Raw genomic sequence first — 17,393 nt, forward strand, 5'->3', positions numbered from 1 at the left:
CTGTTCGACACCTCGGGCAACAAGAAGCCGGCCTACACCTCGGTCCTGAACGCCCTCAACGCCGCCGACCCCAACCCGACCCCCACACCGACCATCACCCCGACCCCGACCCCCACACCGACCATCACCCCGACTCCGGGTCCCGGGGCGTGCGCGGCGACGATCACGACGACCAACAACTGGCCGGGCGGCTTCCAGTCGACGGTGACGGTCAGCGCGGGCAACGCGCCGGTCAACGGCTGGACCGTACGGTGGACCTGGCCCGGCGGGCAGAGCATCAGCAGCCTGTGGAGCGGCCAGCACACCGTGTCCGGCTCCAGCGTGAGCGTCCGCAACGCCGCGTACAACGGCTCCATCGCGGCGGGTCAGTCGACCACCTTCGGCTTCACCGCCAACGGCACCGCGGCCACCCCCACGGCCACCTGCACCAGTCCCTGATCCGATTCGGACCGGGCCGTGGTTTCCACGGCCCGGCCCGTGCGCCACGTCATCTCTCCGGCTCACCCCCACACCTCCGTGGGGGTGAGCCGGTTTTTCCACTTCGGGGGATGGTCCTTCGGGGAGGGGAGCGGCGGGGCGTCCGAGTCGGCGGACACCCCGCCGCCGCTCATCGCCGGGGCTTCTGCGGAATCCTCGGCAGGACGTGGGGCGGCCCGGAGAAGGCCAGGTCCGCCTTGACGGCGTTGTAGGCGCGCTTGGGCCGGTAGGACTCGTCGTACAGGGTGGCCATGCCCTCCGGGGGGTCGGAGAACCAGCCGGGCACCCAGGAGTGCCGGTCGGTGAAACCCCAGACGGTGTAGGACAGGCAGCGCCGGTTGGCCAGGCACGCCTGCAGGAGCACGCTGTAGTTCGACGCCGACGCCTGGAGGCGGGGATTGATCTCGTTGGAGTCGCCCGCACGCACCCCGTCGGTCATCTGGCTGCGCACGTCCACCTCGGTGAACGCCGTGGCGAGCCCGAGGTCGGAGAAGGCGTCGAGCACTTCGAGCGCCTGGAAGGCGTCGAAGTTGCCGTACTGGGTGCCAAGGTGTCCCTGGCTGCCCACGCCGTCGATGGGGACGCCGCTCGCGCGCAGCTGCCTGACCATGTTGTAGACGTACCAGGTCTTGTCGGAGGACCCGCGGTCGCCGAACGCCTCGATGTTGTAGTCGTTGTAGAACAACAGGGCGTTCGGGTCGGCGGCACGGGCCCAGCGGAAGGCGTCGGCGATGTAGCCGGGGCCGAGGTGCTGCGCCCAGAAGCCCTTCAGGTGGATCGACGACGGGGTGTCCCACGGGTCGCTGGCCGCCTCGTTGACGACGTCCCACTGAGAGATCTTGCCCTTGAAGCGCTTGACGACGGTGGTGATGTGATTGCGCAGGATGTCACGGAGCTGCGTCTTGCTGATCGTCCCGTCCTCGACGCCCTGGGTGAGCCAGGCCGGCAACTGGTTCTGCCAGACCAGCACGTGCCCGCGGACCTGCTGCTTGTTCTCGCGGGCGAAGTCGATCAGCTCGTCGGCCGGGCCCCAGTTGTACGTGCCCCGGGTGGGTTCGAGCGACTCCCACTTCATGGCGTTCTCGGCGGTGACGGAGGAGAACTGCGAGGCGGCGAGCGCGCGGTACTGCGGATCGGCCGCGTCGTGCAGCACGTCCACGTCGATCGCGGTGCCGATGGCGAGACCGTGGCGGGCGGCGAGCGCGCGCAGGCTCTGCTCGGCGACCGTGGGGCGACGCTCTTCCGCCAGAACAGGAACGGCGTTCAGCGTGCCGGCCAGCATGAGCGTGGTGGCACCGAAGGTCAGGAAACGCTTCATCGAACTCCCTTGGAATCGACCCCCGAAACTTTCGGTATAGCAGCGAAAATAATCGTATTAAACCTTTCTGCAAGAGGAAAGGCCAATGTTGGAACCTCGAAATATTTCAAAATCACTCGGCGGGCGGTTGGATGCCCGGTCGCGAGAGTGCCGACGGCATCACAACCGCCCGGTCCTGGACGGCCGGTGGCATCATGACCAGGCGTGCTCCCAGGCGTCGTCGCGGGCGCGCCCCTGTCGTCGGACCCGGCTCGGGGCCGTACCTCGACGGGCCGGAGCCAGGGCATCGAGGGCATCGAGGGCATCGAGGGCATCGAGGGCATCGTGGGAAATGAAACGTTCAGAGTCGCCGTTCTTCCGCCGGCCGGGTGGCCCCGCTGAAAGAGCCCGACCTCGCAAGTCGGGTTTTCGCTGGTGGAGAGGCTGATATCTCACATGGCGGGGACGTGATGTCCGCAGGTCGTCGCATCCACGGAGAAGCGAGACGCCCGAAACTTTCTAGCCATGTCCTTGACACCTTTCCATGCCTTTTCCACACTTGGGTGCCGAGCGGACGCACCGCTTTCACCCAATTGTTAGCGCAAACATACGATGACCGCCCTTCTCGGGTCTGCGGCGGCCGTCGCGGCGACCACGCTCGGGGCGGTGGCGGCCGGAAGGGGAACTCCCGTCGGTGAGCCAAGTACGCAGCGGGATGCACGGCCGCGGAAACCATCGAGCCGCCTCAGTCAGACCAGCTTCACCTGCTAGCAGCATCCGGATGGCACGATCTCGGGAGGGTCCGTGGTACGGATCGTCATGGCAATCGCCCTTCTCGGCACGTCACTGGTGGCCGTGGCCGGGCAGGCCGTGGCCGGGCAGGTCGCAGCCGCGCCTGTCATCACCGTTTCAGACAGTGTGCGTTATCAGGAGATGGACGGCTTCGGCGTCTCCACGGCGTTCCGCCGGGGGGAGTTGCTGCGTAACCTGTCGACGGCGCAGCAGAACGACGTCTTCCGCCTGTGGTTCGACCGCGAGACCGGCGCGGGGCTCAGCATCCTGCGCCTGGGCATCGGCGCCTCGCCGGTCGGCAGTCCGTACGACAAGATGGTCTCCATCCAGCCGCAGAACCCGGGTGGACCTGACGCGCCGCCGAGATACGTGTGGGACGGGGACGACGGCGCCCAGGTGTGGGTGGCCAAGGTCGCGCAGTCGTACGGCCTGGAGCGTTTCTACGCCAACGCCTGGAGCGCCCCCGGATACATGAAGGACAACGGGAGCGAGAACAACGGCGGCACCCTCAAGCCCGAGTGGCGCGCGGCCTACGCCCGGTACCTGGCGCAGTACACGAAGTTCTACGCGCAGGAAGGTATCAAGATCACGGACTTGGGGTTCACCAACGAACCCGACTACACGGCGACCTACGAGTCCATGCGCTTCACCCCGGCTCAGGCCGCCGCCTTCGTCAAGGTCCTCGGCCCGATCGCGACCGACGTCAAGATCGCATGTTGCGACTCCTTCGGCTGGGACCAGGGCAAGCCGTACACCAACGCCATCGAGGCGGACCCTGAGGCCCGCCGCTGGGTGTCCACCTACACGGCTCATACCTACGCAAGCCAGATAACGAGCCCGCAACCCGGGAACAAGCGCACCTGGATGTCGGAATGGGGCCCCGACGGGAGCACCTGGAACGAGAACTGGGACGACGGGAGCGGCCAGGACGGCTTCACCATCGCCCAGAACATCCATCAGGCTCTCACCGTCGGCAACGTCAGCGGCTACCTCTACTGGCTGGGGGGCTCTTCGGGAGCCACCCGGGCGCTGATCCAGATCGACCCGGCGGCGCGGACCTATCGCGTGTCCAAGCGGCTGTGGGCGATGGCGGCCTACAGCCGGTTCATCCGGCCGGGCGCGGTCCGGCTCGGCACGTCGACGAGCAACTCGTCGCTGAAGGTGTCGGCGTTCCTCAACTCCGACGGATCGAAGGTCGTCGGGGTGCTGAACACCGGCAACTCGGCCGTCACCTGGGACGGCCTGCAGGGCGGCACCACCGCCTACGTCACCGACAACTCCAACTCGCTCACGAGCGCCGCGGTCACGGGCGGCGCCGTCACCCTCAAGCCGCGCTCCCTCACGACCGTCGTGATCGGCGGGCCCACGCCGACTCCCACGCCCACGCCGACGCCGACCCCCACGCCGACACCGACTCCGACCCCCACTCCCACTCCGACCCCCACTCCGACTCCCACGCCCACGCCGACTCCCACCCCGACGCCGACCCCCACTCCCACGCCGACGCCGACTCCCGTCCCCGGCGGGTGCACGGCGACGATCCAGACGGTGAACGACTGGGGCGGTGGCTTCCAGTCCAACGTCACCGTGCGGGCCGGCTCCAGCGCGATCAACGGCTGGACGGTGAGCTGGACCTGGCCCGGCTCACAGTCCGTCACCCAGCTGTGGGGAGGCGTACGGTCCGGCTCGGGAGCGGCCGTCACCGTCCGGAACGAGACCTGGAACGGCGGCCTCGCCGCCAACGCCACCACCACGTTCGGATTCACCGCCAACGGGACCGCCGCCACACCGGTACTGACATGCGGGGTCTCCTGACCCGACGACGGCGCGCCGCCGCTCCCCCCGCGTAAGGGGGAGCGGCGGCGCCCGCGGTTCGTGGCACCGGCGAAACCACCGTCGCCGTGCCGACGGCCGGCCGAGAGCGAGGTGTCAGCCCACCCGGCAGGAGACCGCCGGCCAGGTCCAGTCGCCGCCGTGCATCACGGTGAAGCCGAAGGTGTTGCCACTGCCGTTGGGGCGCATCGTCATGATCTTGCCGCTGCCGTCCCAGGTCGGGCTGCCGTTCCAGGTGGAGCTGATCCGCTGGGCGTTGCGCAGGGTCACCGTGACGATCCAGCTGTTGCTTCCCGAGACGTTGACCGACAGGTTGAACCGGTCGCTCCACTGCTGGCCGGCGGTGATGGCGGCCGTGCAGTCGCCGCCCGGCGGGTTCGTCGGCGTCGGCGTCGGTGTCGGCGAGGCGGTCGGGGTGCCGCCGTCGGGTGCCACGGCTCTGCCGGTGGAGGGCGAGATCATGCCGGCGCACAGGTTGCGGCTTCTCAGGTTCGCGGCGATCTGCGGGATCGCGTTGAGCGTCGTCGCGTACTGGTCGTGCATCAGGATGATCTGGCCGTTCTGCAGCCGTCCGGCGGCCTGCACGATCTGGGCGGTACTGGCGCCGTTCCAGTCCTGGGAGTCGACGTCCCAGATGATCTCGGTGAGGCCGAGCTGCTGGGCGACCGACCTCACGGTGGCGTTGGTCTCCCCGTACGGAGGCCGGAAGAGCCTGGGCGCGGTGCCGGTGGCCTGCTGGACGGCCTGCTGGGTCCGCTGGAGCTCCGACTGGATCTGGGAGCTGTTCATGGTGGTCAGGTGGGGGTGGGTGTAGCTGTGGTTGCCGATCCACATGCCGGCGTCTCGCTGGGCGCGGACCAGGGCCTGGTTGTTCTGGGCGTTCTGCCCGGTGTTGAACATGGTGGCCCGCAGGCCGTTCTGCCGCAGCGCGTTCAGCAGGTTGGCGGTGTTGCCGGGGTTGGGGCCGTCGTCGTAGGTGAGCCCGACGTATCCGGCGCTGCAGTCGGCGGCCTGGGCCGCGGGTGAGGAGGTCACGGCGAACGCCGCGCCGAGGACGGTGAGAAGACCCATCACGAGTGAACTCCGGATGCGTGAGCGGCGTACCCGGCTTCCGCGGGTGATGGTTGCGTTGTCGATCACTCTGTTCCTCCACTGGAACACCGATCGGTAAGGACGGACGCATGTACGGCTGCGGCGTAACGCGTACGGAATGCGCAGGACCGTGTTGAGCTGCGGTTCTGCCGCAAGGTCACCCGGGTGGGATGAGCGGGCCTGCCTGGTGAGTCATTCTGTGTATTGTCACGAAACCTGTCAAGAAAGCATCGAAATATTTCGGTAACATCGGCTGGCCTTTGGTCGCGACGAAGAAGCTTTCATCGGCCGTCCTCGCCCTCGATTGACCAGCCAGGGCCGACAGCCAGGCGAAATGCCCTTTCCGGGAATCGCAAGCAAGATCATATTTCCGATATATTTCTGAAAGTTGTTGACAGCCTGGCGCGTCAAACCCACACTCTCACCATCGACAGGCCCTAACCGCTGCCGATCCGGGTCACCCGCCGCGCGGCCTGGTCCTCCGGTCGTCGACCGCACGACCGGCCCAGCCCTGCCGCGTTGTACGACCCCAACGCGCGGTGGACGCCACCTCGGCCACCGCCCGCCCCGCGGGTCGTATCACGCTGCCTGCCCCCAACGGCCTTTATCGGCCTTCACCAAGAGGAAGCACGCATATGAACGATGCCCCCGCCCCCTCGAAGAGCCGAGGGCGTGGCCGCGCCAGGTCGCTCGTCGCCCGTGTCTGCGCCGTGGCGCTGGCCATGGCCGTGGCGGTGCTGCCCGGCCCCGCCTACGCGGCCATCACCACCAACCAGACCGGCACCAACAACGGCTACTTCTATTCCTTCTGGACCGACAGCCAGGGCACGGTCTCCATGGAGCTGGGGTCCGGCGGCAACTACAGCACCTCATGGAGGAACACCGGGAACTTCGTCGCGGGCAAGGGCTGGAGCACCGGCGGACGCAGAAGCGTGAACTACTCGGGCAGCTTCAACCCGTCCGGCAACGCCTATCTCACCCTCTACGGGTGGACGAGAAATCCGCTGGTGGAGTACTACATCGTCGACAACTGGGGCACCTACCGGCCCACGGGGACGTACAAGGGCACGGTCACCAGCGACGGCGGCACGTACGACATCTACCAGACGACGCGATACAACGCCCCCTCCATCGAGGGCACCAGGACCTTCAACCAGTACTGGAGCGTCCGGCAGTCGAAGAAGACCGGCGGCACCATAACCTCCGGCAACCACTTCGACGCGTGGGCCCGTAACGGAATGAGCCTGGGCAGCCACGACTACATGATCCTCGCGACGGAGGGCTACCAGAGCAGCGGAAACTCCAACATCACGATCGGCGGCTCCTCCGGCGGCGGTGGCGGCGGCGGTGGCGGTGGTGGCGGTGGCGGCGGTGGCTGCACCGCGTCGCTCTCCGCGGGCGAGCAGTGGAGCGACCGCTACAACCTCAACGTCGCGGTGAGCGGTTCGAGCAACTGGACCGTGACGATGAACGTCCCGTCCCCCGCCAAGGTCCTCTCCACCTGGAACATCAGCGCGAGCTACCCCAGCGCCCAGGTGCTGACCGCCAGGCCCAACGGCAACGGCAACAACTGGGGCGTGACGATCCAGCGCAACGGCAACTCGACCTGGCCGACGGTCTCCTGCAGCGCGAGCTGACCTCGGCCCACCCCTCACGGCGCGGCGGCCCGACACCGCCGCGCCGTCGAGGACCACGCCGTTCGACCCGGGCACCTGACGCGAGTGTGCCCCGGACGCGCCCCGGTGCTGGGACACCTCGGTCGTCCCACCCCCTGGTCTTCCGACCGGATACGCGCTCACCCGGCAGCCCGCCGGGATCCGGTCGGAAACGGTGGTCCCGCTCCACTGGGGAGTGGGGGCGGGGCCACCACTGTTCTCGGAAGTCGGCACCACATCCCTAGGCCGTGTGTCATAAGTGGCTGGGGATAGTTGCCCGCCTGACGTGATGACAGTGGACACGGCAGGTTCCGGATCGGCGGACAGGCGCCTCTGGACGGGCGGCCGTCTCTCGTCCGGCTCGACGGCTACGGCGACTACCGCTGGTGTTCCGTGCGGACGATCCCGGATCCGACGCGGTGAACGTCTTCAGCCGAGCCAGGTAATTCCCGTGGGCGTGCCGCCGGGCCGTACGCGGCGAGGAAGACCCGTACCGCGCCCTCGACATGGTGGTCCAGCTCCAAGGCGGTGGGAGCGCGGTCATCACCGAGCAGCATGGCCTGGTTGACCGGTGCGGACATGACGAGCCAGTTGAACTGGGTCGCGGCGGTGACCGGGTCGGCTGCCAGCAGCGCCCCCCGGGCGTCGAGGTCGGCGAACGCCTTAGCCAGCGCCGCGATCGTTCGTCCGGGACCGCGTTCGTAGAAGGTGCGGCCAAGCTCGGGAAAGCGAGAGGTCTCGCCGATCACCAGCCGGCGGAGCTGGACGACGCGCGGGCGCAGCACGAGCGCGAGCTGCCGCCGGGCCAGCTCGCGCAGGTCCGCCTCGACATCTTGGGTGTCGGCGAGGCCGGACACCGCGTCCTGGACGACCTGGCCGGCCTCGTCGACGGTGGCGGCGACGATCTCGAGGAACAGCCGCCGCTTGTCAGTGAAGTGCTTGTAGACGGTCGGCTTCGACACCCCGGCGACCGCGGCCACCTCCTCCACGGTGGTGCCCAGGTAGCCGTTGCGCAGGAACACCTCCGTCGCGGCGTCGAGGATGGCACGGTGCTTACGGTCGGAGCGGTTCTCACCCATTGCGCAAGACTAAACTGAACGGTGTAGTTTGCCGTAATGGCTTTCACCGACGAAGAGATCACGTACCTGCGCTCGCAGCCGCTCGGACGGCTGGCCACCCTCGGCGAGAGCGGACAGCCCGATGTCGTACCCGTGGCCGTCGAGTTCGACGGGACTTTCCTGTGGGTCGGCGGTGCCGGTACCGTGCGCGACACCCGCAAGTTCCGCAACATCGCCTCCGGAAACCACAAGGTGGCGCTGGTGGTCGACGACCTCGTGTCGCTCGAACCGTTCATCGCCCGGGGCATCCGCGTGTACGGCGACGCCGAGCAGCCCTTCGAGCGGGTCGGCCTGGTCGGCCCCGGCACCTACCTGCGCATCACGCCGACCGTGTCGTGGAGCTGGAATCTCGCGGGTGAGCCCGCTGGCGAGGAGTGGTACCCATCGAACAAGATCGTGCACTAACCGCGCCTGCAGTACGGCTCGACGTGCCATTCAGCGTGGCGGTGACGAGGCGGTTCGATGTGACCGACGCGCAGTGGGCGGTACTGGAACCGCTGCTGCCCAAGAGGAAGAAGCCTGGCCGACCACCGAAGTGGAGTAGACGACAGCTGATCGATGGAATTCGGTGGCGAATTCGGGTTGGTTCGCCGTGGCGGGACGTGCCAGCCTGTTACGGACACTGGCGCACGGTGTACGGGCTGTTCCGGCGGTGGCAGCGCGAGGGTATCTGGACTCGGATCCTGGCCGGGTTGCAGGGTCATGCTGACACGTCGGGTCTGATCGACTGGGACATAAGTGTGGATTCCACGATCGCTCGGGCGCATCAGCACGCCGCTGGCGCCAGGCGACAGTCGCACCTGCAAGTTGAGCCGCCGGGTGGTGCTGGTGGCGCGGAGCCGGAGGATCACGCGTTGGGCCGGTCTCGGGGCGGTTGGACGACCAAGCTGCACCTGGCCTGCGAGCAAAGGCGCAAGGTGCTGTCGATGGTGCTCACTGCCGGACAACGCGGAGACTGCCCGCAATTCATCACAGTGCTCGGCCGGATCCGGGTCCCGCGCGTTGGTGGTGGTCGGCCGCGCAGCCGCCCAGACCGGGTTTTAGCTGACAAGGCGTACAGCAGCAAGGCCAACCGTGCCTACCTGAGCCAACGGTCGATCCGCTGCGTCATCCCGATCAAGGCCGACCAGGTCGCCCACCGCCGCGCCCGTGGCTCACGGGGTGGGCGACCACCAGCCTTCGACAAGGTCGCCTACCGGCTACGACACGCCGTCGAGTGCGGCATCAACTTGCTCAAACAACACCGCAGCGTGGCGACCCGCTACGACAAACTTGCCGTGCGGTACGAAACCACCGTAATCATCAGCATGATCGACACCTGGGTCCGTCGTATCGAACGCCACTTATGACACACGGTCTAGTCGCGGAACGATCCGTCCGCCCGGCGCAGATGATTGCTGAGCAGATGCCTGCAGTCGGGACAGTGACGCATGAACCCGCGCTTCACCACGAAAGCGATACCGACGGTGCACAAGTACAGGAGCCCGACCATCCACTTCTGCCCCACGCGGGGAACGGCCGGCTTAGTGCAGGTCCCGCAGTCTCGACAGCTCACTGTTCCCCCGTCACCGTGATGGACGACCACCTGCCCTGTAGATCGTACGTGGGGGCAATCTGGAACAAGTGTGTGAGTCCATTCCGCTTCTGCGGACATCTGGTGGCTCATACCGAATCAGGTCCAAGCAGGTGTTCGCCATCATGCGTACGGACAGCGGGACCGGCGATTCGGAGCGCGTCCAGCAGACGGATCGGAAATGCTTCCGACATGCGGGTTGAGACCTCGTCGAGCGTGAGCCATGTGGTCTTCGTCGCCTCCTCAGTTGATCTGGCCTCCCCCTCCACCGGGTGGCAGAGACAGACCGGGGAGACGACCCCGAGCGTCATGTTCTTGTAGACGCCGGTCAGGCGGATCGGCTCGACGTGGACACCCGTCTCCTCCAGGACCTCGCGCCGGACCGAGTCCAACGGGCCTTCGTCCAGCTCGACGACACCACCGGGCACCGGAGCGCAAGAAAGATCCGGCCACTTCGGTGAGTGACCAGGACCTCATATGAAACCCCCGGGAGCCTCGGGACAAGTGCCCTTCGCCGTGGAGCCCGAAGATAAGTGACACCGCGGGGCGTCCGACGTTCGGACGCCCCGCGGCGGCGTTACCCGGCAGGGCGGATCAGGTCCGCCGTGGCGTTCAGCTTCCGTAGACCTCGAAGCTGAACAGGGAGTACCCGTACGCCGAGCCCCGGGTGGTGCCGTAGATGCGCACGTACCGGGTGGAGGCGCTCAGGCCGGTGTTGTTGTCCTCGCCGCCGTTGCCGCCGGTCACCGACCTGGCGTTGGTCCAGGTCGTGCCGTTGGGCGAGGTCTGGATCTGGTACGCCGACGCGTAGGCCGCCTCCCACACCAGGCGCACCCGGTTGATCGTGTACGTGGCGCCCAGGTCGACCTGGATCCACTGCGGGTCGGAGAACGCGCTGGACCACCGGGTCGTCGCCGACGCGTCCACCGCGGCCGAGGCCGGGTAGGTGGCCGCCTCCACGCTGGAGGCCGTCGCCGGCTTGTTCAGCGCGAGGTTCGTCGACGTCGGCGGGGTGCCGCTGGTGAACGTGAAGGAGTCGACGTCGAACAGCGAGCCCGCGCCACCGGTGAAGACCAGGAACAGGTTCGTCGTCCCGGGCGGCGGCGTCACGGTGCCGGTGACGTTGACCCACGTCTCCCAGCCGCCGGTCGGCGCGACCGTTGCCGTGCCGACCACCGTCCCGGTCGCCGAACCGGCCCGCAGGGTGAGCGTGCCGCCGGTGCCGGCCGACGCGACCCGGGCCGTGAACGACGTGACCCCGGTCAGGTTGTACGGCGTGAACGAGATCCAGTCCCCGTTCTCGATGTGCCCGACCGCGTTGCCGCCGTTGGCCGACGGCTTGGCCACGATCTGGACGCCCTGCTGGGCGCTGTAGTGCTCGGCCTGGCGGGTCCGCGGCTGCAGGACGGCCTGCGGCGCGTGGACGGCCGTGGTCGAGCCGACCGGGGTGTACTCCGCGTCGAAGACGCCGAAGATGTTCGCGTTGGCGTCGTGCTCACCGTCCACGGGGGTCTGGATGGTGCCCGAGCAACCGGTCGCGCTGGTCATCTGGTGGCCGTGGCTGTCGTGACCGAGGATGTAGTTGATCTTCACCCGGCTGCAGTCGATGGTCGGGGAGTTCGGGTCGGTGACGCTGATCTGGAACGGGACCGCGTCGCCGAAGCTGAACACCCGCCCGTTGAGCGGCAGGTTGAGGGTGACCGTCGGTTGCCCGACGCTGATCGTGGTGCTCGCCGTGGCGCTGCGACCGGTGTTGTCGCTCACCGTCAACGTCGCCGTGTACGTGCCGTTGGCCGTGTAGGTGAACGACGGGTTCGCCGCGGTCGAGTCGGTGCTGCCGTTCGTCGTGAAGTCCCACGCGTACGTGATCGGGTCGCCGTCCGGGTCGGTGCTCCCGGCCGAGCTGAACTGCACGGTGAGCGGCGCGTTGCCGGCCTTCGGGTTGGCGCCGATCGCCGCGATCGGCGCCTGGCCGGTGCCCGAGTTGTACTCGATCCTGTACACGGCCGAGTTGGCGTCGCCGCCGAACCATCCGGTGCCGTAGTCGAGCACGTACAGCGCGCCGTCCGGCCCGAACTCCATGTCCATCACCTGGGTGCCGGTCCAGGTGGGGAAGGGCTCGATCGAGCCCACCCCGCCACTGGCGTTGAGGGTAACCGTCTTGATCCACCGCCGGCCGAACTCGCCGATGAACACCTTGCCGTTCATCGACGCGGGGAACTTCACGTCCGAGACGAGCCCGGCGTCGTAGTTGTAGACCGGGGCGTTCATCGGCGACCAGCTTCCGCAGCACAGCTCCGACCGGTCCTGGCCGACCCCGTACGGCAGCCAGGCCGCGCGCGAGGCCGGGAGCTGGGTGATGCCGGTGTTGTTGCGCGAGTTGTTCACCGGCCCGCCGGCGCAGTTGAACGCGGCGCCCGAGGGACCGGACGGGAACGTGAAGTCGATGTACGGCACGTTGAACTGCGAGCAGTACGGCCAGCCGTAGAAGCCGGGCTGGGTGATGCGCTCGAACGAGACCGACGCCGCCGGGCCCCGGGTGGCGCTGGCGCTGCCCGCGTCCGGCCCGTAGTCACCCAGGTAGACGATGCCGGTGGCCTTGTCCACGTTCATCCGGAACGGGTTGCGGAACCCCATCGCGTAGATCTCGGGCCGGGTGTTCGCGGTGCCGGGCGCGAACATGTTGCCCGCCGGGACGGTGTAGCCGCCGCCCGCACTCGGCTTGATCCGCAGCACCTTGCCGCGCAGGTCGTTGCTGTTGCCGGAGGTGCGCTGCGCGTCGTAGGCCGGGTTGCGGTCGGTCCGCTCGTCGATCGGCGTGTAGCCGCTGGAGTCGAACGGGTTCGTGTCGTCACCGGTGGAGAGGTAGAGGTTGCCGGCCGCGTCGAAGTCGATGTCGCCGCCGACGTGGCAGCACATGCCGCGACTGGTGGGGACGTCGAGGATGGTGACCGCGGAGGCCGCGTTGAGGGTGTGGTCCGCGTTGACCGTGTACCGGGCCAGCCGGTTCACCCCGTTGAACGGGGCGAACTGGGCCGCCGTGCCCGAGGCCGGCGCGTCACCGCCCGGAGTGGACAACGGCGGCGCGTAGTAGACGTACACCCACCGGTTCGACGCGAAGTTCGGGTCGGCCTTGATGCTCTGCAGGCCTTCCTCGTCGTGCGTGTACACGGGGATGGTGAGAGCCACCTTGGTGTTGCCCAGCACGTCGGTGTAGCGGATCGTGCCGTCGCGCGACGTGTGCAGCACGCCCCGGTTGGGCAGGACGGTGAGGCCCATCGGCTCGCCGGTCTCCGCCGCGCCCTTGGCCAGCGTCACCTGGGTGTAGCCGGGCGCCGCGAGTGCCGCGGGCGCCGCGGGCGCCGCTGCCTTCGAGGCGGTGCTCGGTGCGGCCTGTGCCGGTGGAGGACCCAGGCTGAGGGCGGTCGCCAGTACGGCGACGCCTGCGACGAGTTTTCTTAACATGATCGGTGGTGCTCGCTTCCTGTAGTACGAATCCATACAGGCGTGCGCCGATCACGCCAACGACGCGGAGAGGCGGGGGAATCCCTCGGCGACGTCGCTCGGACAAACTGTGACTGCTATGAGTAAAACAGTCAACAGGTCCTTGTCAGGGGTTGTGAGTCACCTCGTCTTTGAGGCTTCGAGCGCCGCGGAGCTGTGGCGAACCGTCAAGCGACCGCGGGCGGACACGTTGGAGGGCATCACGAAGGGGGCCGTCGCCGGCCGTCGCGGTGGGCCATGACGACGGGACGCGGGGATCGTCCCGCTCGCCGGCCGGGGGGAGCAGGTGAACGGTGAGCGCCGGTGCTGTCGGCGCATACCGGCCTCCACCGGCGGGTGACGAGCGGGACCGGGCCGACGGGGCGGTCGGCGTACGCCCTCGCCGGCCCGGCTATCTCCCTTGTGCCGGCGGCGCGGCGCCGACCTGGCGCCGCGCCTGCCGTCAGCAGGTCGCGGTGGTACGGATCGGCAGTCGCATGACGACCTCCAGGCATTCGAGGGGGGTGGGGGGTGTGGGGGCCGGCCGATCACCGATCGCGGAGCGGGGCCGCGGTCGGTGGAACCGCGTGATCAGGTGCGGTGGTACGAATACGGAGTGAGCCGGGGCCGTGGAAACCCGGCGATCGGTACGGCCTGCGAGACCGCCTCGGCCGCCGTCGCCGTACGGTGCCGAGCCCTGTGGGTGAGGTGGTTCGCTCCCGGCCGCTCCGGCTCCGGCTCGACGGCCGCGCGCCCGCGCGGTGATTCGAGTCGGCGACCTATCCCGGCCTCGGGCAGCGACCTCTCGCCACGCGGGGGACGAAGAGTGCGGTGCTGCAATCGCAAATCGCTGCACCTCCTGAACTTTCGCCATTTTTGCGGCTCATTCGGTCATTCTGCTGCGATCTTAAAATGTTACGCGCAGACTGTCCAGATGTTACGGCCGACTTCGTTGGACTTTCGCCGAGGAACGACGAAAGTCCAACATTATTGGTCGAAACTTATCCTTCCGCGACGCAGGGAGCGATAAGCCCCGCAACGGTGTCGGCGTCGGCGGAGCGGAGGAGGCCACGCTCCGCCCATGACGATCCTTCACTTGTCCATTCGTCGTAACCCTCCGCGCGGCCGGACACCGACCGGCTGCGGGATCCGCGTCGCGCTGTGATGGCCGGGACCGGTGTGGTCAGTTCTCGGCAGGGCGGGTGAGGGAGAGGACGAACCCGCTCGCCGGGCGGGCTGGGATTCGACGCAGGGAGATGCCGAGGTCCTGTTCGGGGACGTGGTAGTCCAGCCGGGCCAAGCGGACGGCCAGGGCCTGCAGGAGGGCGACGGTGATGGGCTCGCCGGGGCAGCGGTGGCCGGTGCGCGGGTCGCCGCCGCCCTGGGGGATGAGGTCGAAGGCGCCGATCCGTCGGCCGTCGAACCGCTGCGGGTCGAAGGTGTAGGGCTTCTTCCACAGCAGCGGGTCGTGGTTCTGGCCGTAGATATCGAGCAACACCAGCGAACCTGCGCCGATCGGCTCCCCTTGCCAGGACAGGTCCCTGACGGCCCTGCCGCCGACGAAGGGGGCGAACGGGTAGAAGCGGCGGACCTCCTGGGCGAACATCTCGGCGAAGGACCCCTCGCCGTCACCGTCATCATCGCGCAGGAGGGCGCGGTGCTCGGGCCAGCGGTGCAAGGCATGAGCCGCGAACGTCACGAACCAGGACACCGCCACGGTCGGGCGGATGACGTTGAGCAGTTCCACCGCCGCCACGCGGGGATCGAGCAGTTCGCCGCCGGGGTCGCGGTGGTGGGCGACCACGTCGGCCGCTGAGCCCGCCGGTACCGAGAGGGCGCCGCGGCGCACGTCCCGCACCAGGGCGGCCAGCCACGCCTCGCGGCGCCCTCTGGCCACGCGGGCCCGCCAGTGCCGTGGCCCGGCGGTGGCGAAACCGTCGACCATGGCGAGGAGGTCGCCGGCCGCGTCTTCCACGTCGGTGCCGTCCAGCGGGACGCCGGTCCACCGGCAGACGCCGCGGGTCAACACCTTGGCGACCTCGTCGAAGAGCACGACACGGCGCCCGTCGGCCCACGAGGCCACAGCCTCGTCCCAGGCGGTCATGGTGTGGCCGGTCAGGGCCGCGATGCCCTGGTCGGTCATCAGCGTCGTGAACATCGCCTTGCGTAGGCGGTGGTCGGCGCCGTCGAGGGTGTGCACGGCGCCGTGCCCGGTCAGGGTGCTCTTGACCATCTCCGGCAGCGCGGTATCGCGCCGGAGGTGGTCCTCGTCGTAGAAGAACCGCGCGGCCTCCGGCCCGCACAGGCCCACCACGCGCCGGCCCATCAGCCGGGTACGGACCACCCCGCCGGGGGTGCGGCGCCGCAGGTTCGGCAACCAGCCATAGCCTTCGAGCAGCAAGGACAGCGTGTCGTCGAGTTCAGGCATAGTCCTGCGCCTGCCCGCTCTCCCCGCGAGAAAACACGGTCGTCGGCCACGGGCGCCGGTGCCGGCGAGCGTGCGACGCGGCTTGGGCGATGGAGGCCCACCGGCCGTCGCCGCTCTCCGGGCGCGCGTCGAGGGCGGCCGACCAGAAGGCGACCCCGGCCGCGAAGTCGTCGCGGTCGATCACGACGCTGCCGACACGGGAACGGCGCATGATTTCTCCAGGTGTCGTCAGGTGTCGTCGCGGTCTTCGTGGGCGCTGCCGGGCTCGGCCAGGGTGCGGTGCATGCGCGCCTTGGCGGTCTCGGGCGTGACCTTGGCGGCGACGCTCTGCACCCTGTTCTTGACCGAACCGGCCACCACGTGGTCGTCACCCGCCATCAGTGCCTTGAACCCCTGCTCGGCCACCTGGGCGGGGTCGTCCTTCCTCCCGGCTCCCACCCTGGTGTCCAGCATGCCGGCGCGACGGAAGAAGTCGGTGTCGGTGGGGCCGGGCAGCAGGGCGGTGACGGTGACGCCGGTGTCCTTGAGCTCCTCGCGCAGAGCCTCCGAGAAGGAGAACAGGAACGCCTTCGAAGCGGCGTAGACCGCCTCGAAGGGGCCGGGCATGGTGGCCGCGACGGAGGAGGTGAACAGCACGCGGCCCCGCCCCCGGCCGACCATGTCCGCCAGCACGCGTTTGGCCAGGTGCACCGAGGAGGTGACGTTGAGGTCGATGAGCTTCAGTTCTGCGGCCAGATCCGTGTGGCGGGCGAAGTCGCCGCCCACCCCGACGCCCGCGTTGATCGCCACCGCCTCCAGGGGCCGGCCCGAGGCGGTGGCGCGAGCGTACAGCTCCTCGACCCCGGCGAACTCGGTGAGATCGGCGCGAACGGCGGTGACCTGCGCGCCCGGTTCCCGTATCGAGTCGGCGGCCTCCTCGATGCCCTCGTCCTCGGCGGTGACGACGAGGTCGAAGCCGTTGTGCGCGAACTGCCTGGCCAGCTCGTACCCGATGCCGCTGGAAGCTCCGGTGACGAGTGCCAGTGGCCGGGGTGTGGGACTGCTCATGAGCTCGGTTCCTTTCCAGTCGACGTTCCACGTCCGGTCGACGTTCCACGTCCGCGAAGCGGTGGAGAGGGGCCGATCGACAGACGGCCTTTCGAAGTGGTGAATGCCGTTTTTCACGGTGCGGGGTGCCGGGACGTTCACGGGGCCGGGTACCCGGCTCGTCCGAGGGGAAACACGGCTGGTGATCGCGGTACGCCGTTGCCGGTGCCGCACGGTGGACGGAGCCCGTACAGGATTCACGCGGGTCATCACGGACGAGGGCGGAAACGGCGGCGCAGGCGAAGACGTCGTCATGTGAGATGCCGAGACAGGCCCACCGGGCGGATGACCCCGACCGGGCATCTCATGAGGTGTCGCACACGCCGGTGGGGTAGGGGGGTGATAGTTACGGTTGGTGGGGCAGGAGCGATGGATGAGATTCCACGGCGTGTCAACGGCCTCGGTAGCCGGGGCGGCGCTGCTGGTGTGTGTGGCGGGGTGCGCGTCCGCGGCCGCGCCTTCCGCTCAGCGGGCGGCGCAGAACTTCTACGCCGCCGTGCGGGACCGCCAGGTGGAGCGGGCCTGCGCGCTGCTGGCTCCGGAGGCGGCCGAGAGCCTG

13 protein-coding genes and 1 pseudogene are annotated in these 17,393 nt (G+C 68.6%); 6 read left to right on the forward strand and 8 right to left on the reverse strand.

From position 1 onward, the window contains the following. Nucleotides 1-438, forward strand: a 438-nt coding sequence (locus ACVCAG_RS45255; RefSeq protein ID WP_447191633.1) for a cellulose binding domain-containing protein, incomplete at its 5' end; no start/stop codon positions are given. A gap of 169 nt (nucleotides 439-607) precedes the next feature. Here ACVCAG_RS45255 and ACVCAG_RS45260 read toward each other — a convergent pair. Further along, nucleotides 608-1,795, reverse strand: coding sequence for an endo-1,4-beta-xylanase (locus tag ACVCAG_RS45260; protein ID WP_440089775.1), 1,188 nt, complete (start codon nucleotides 1,793-1,795; stop codon nucleotides 608-610). A gap of 798 nt (nucleotides 1,796-2,593) precedes the next feature. Here ACVCAG_RS45260 and ACVCAG_RS45265 point away from each other — a divergent pair. Next, nucleotides 2,594-4,381 (forward strand): cellulose binding domain-containing protein, encoded by a 1,788-nt coding sequence (locus ACVCAG_RS45265; protein ID WP_447191634.1) that lies wholly within the window; start codon nucleotides 2,594-2,596, stop codon nucleotides 4,379-4,381. A gap of 114 nt (nucleotides 4,382-4,495) precedes the next feature. Here ACVCAG_RS45265 and ACVCAG_RS45270 read toward each other — a convergent pair whose 3' ends face one another. After that, nucleotides 4,496-5,470: a polysaccharide deacetylase family protein gene (locus ACVCAG_RS45270; RefSeq protein ID WP_447191635.1), complete on the reverse strand. Its 975-nt coding sequence runs from the start codon at nucleotides 5,468-5,470 to the stop codon at nucleotides 4,496-4,498. Between the two features lie 656 nt (nucleotides 5,471-6,126). Here ACVCAG_RS45270 and ACVCAG_RS45275 point away from each other — a divergent pair. Continuing rightward, entirely contained in the window at nucleotides 6,127-7,128 is a 1,002-nt protein-coding gene (locus tag ACVCAG_RS45275; protein ID WP_447191636.1) for a glycoside hydrolase family 11 protein, read from the forward strand. A 395-nt stretch (nucleotides 7,129-7,523) separates the two neighbouring features. On the opposite strand, the gene ACVCAG_RS45280 is transcribed toward ACVCAG_RS45275, so the two are convergent. Continuing rightward, the gene (locus tag ACVCAG_RS45280; protein ID WP_440089769.1) at nucleotides 7,524-8,225 is read right to left on the reverse strand and encodes a TetR/AcrR family transcriptional regulator C-terminal domain-containing protein; all 702 of its coding nucleotides are present in this window, start codon (nucleotides 8,223-8,225) and stop codon (nucleotides 7,524-7,526) included. Nucleotides 8,226-8,261: 36 nt separating this feature from the next. On the opposite strand from ACVCAG_RS45280, the gene ACVCAG_RS45285 reads away from it, so the two are divergent. Further along, nucleotides 8,262-8,669, forward strand: a complete 408-nt coding sequence (locus tag ACVCAG_RS45285; RefSeq protein ID WP_447191637.1) for a PPOX class F420-dependent oxidoreductase — start codon at nucleotides 8,262-8,264, stop codon at nucleotides 8,667-8,669. A 41-nt stretch (nucleotides 8,670-8,710) separates the two neighbouring features. Then, nucleotides 8,711-9,613 (forward strand): IS5 family transposase, encoded by a 903-nt coding sequence (locus ACVCAG_RS45290; RefSeq protein WP_447191643.1) that lies wholly within the window; start codon nucleotides 8,711-8,713, stop codon nucleotides 9,611-9,613. Between the two features lie 313 nt (nucleotides 9,614-9,926). On the opposite strand, the pseudogene ACVCAG_RS45295 reads toward ACVCAG_RS45290, so the two are convergent. From ACVCAG_RS45295 to ACVCAG_RS45315, 5 genes and pseudogenes are all read right to left on the reverse strand, one after another. Beyond that, nucleotides 9,927-10,280: pseudogene (locus tag ACVCAG_RS45295) on the reverse strand (NUDIX hydrolase); the annotation flags it as partial. Nucleotides 10,281-10,449: 169 nt separating this feature from the next. Further along, entirely contained in the window at nucleotides 10,450-13,302 is a 2,853-nt protein-coding gene (locus ACVCAG_RS45300; protein ID WP_447191638.1) for a carbohydrate-binding protein, read from the reverse strand. A gap of 1,201 nt (nucleotides 13,303-14,503) precedes the next feature. Beyond that, nucleotides 14,504-15,748 (reverse strand): cytochrome P450, encoded by a 1,245-nt coding sequence (locus ACVCAG_RS45305; RefSeq protein ID WP_447191639.1) that lies wholly within the window; start codon nucleotides 15,746-15,748, stop codon nucleotides 14,504-14,506. Continuing rightward, entirely contained in the window at nucleotides 15,741-15,959 is a 219-nt protein-coding gene (locus tag ACVCAG_RS45310; RefSeq protein WP_447191640.1) for a hypothetical protein, read from the reverse strand. Before ACVCAG_RS45310 ends, ACVCAG_RS45305 begins: the two co-directional genes overlap by 8 nt. Before the next feature lie 17 nt (nucleotides 15,960-15,976). Further along, entirely contained in the window at nucleotides 15,977-16,795 is an 819-nt protein-coding gene (locus tag ACVCAG_RS45315) for an SDR family NAD(P)-dependent oxidoreductase (RefSeq protein WP_447191641.1), read from the reverse strand. Nucleotides 16,796-17,207: 412 nt separating this feature from the next. Between ACVCAG_RS45315 and ACVCAG_RS45320 the strand changes: the two genes are divergently transcribed. Continuing rightward, a partial coding sequence (locus tag ACVCAG_RS45320) for a hypothetical protein (RefSeq protein ID WP_447191642.1) occupies nucleotides 17,208-17,393 on the forward strand: 186 nt, incomplete at its 3' end.

The organism is Streptosporangium sp. G12 (assembly GCF_052983175.1).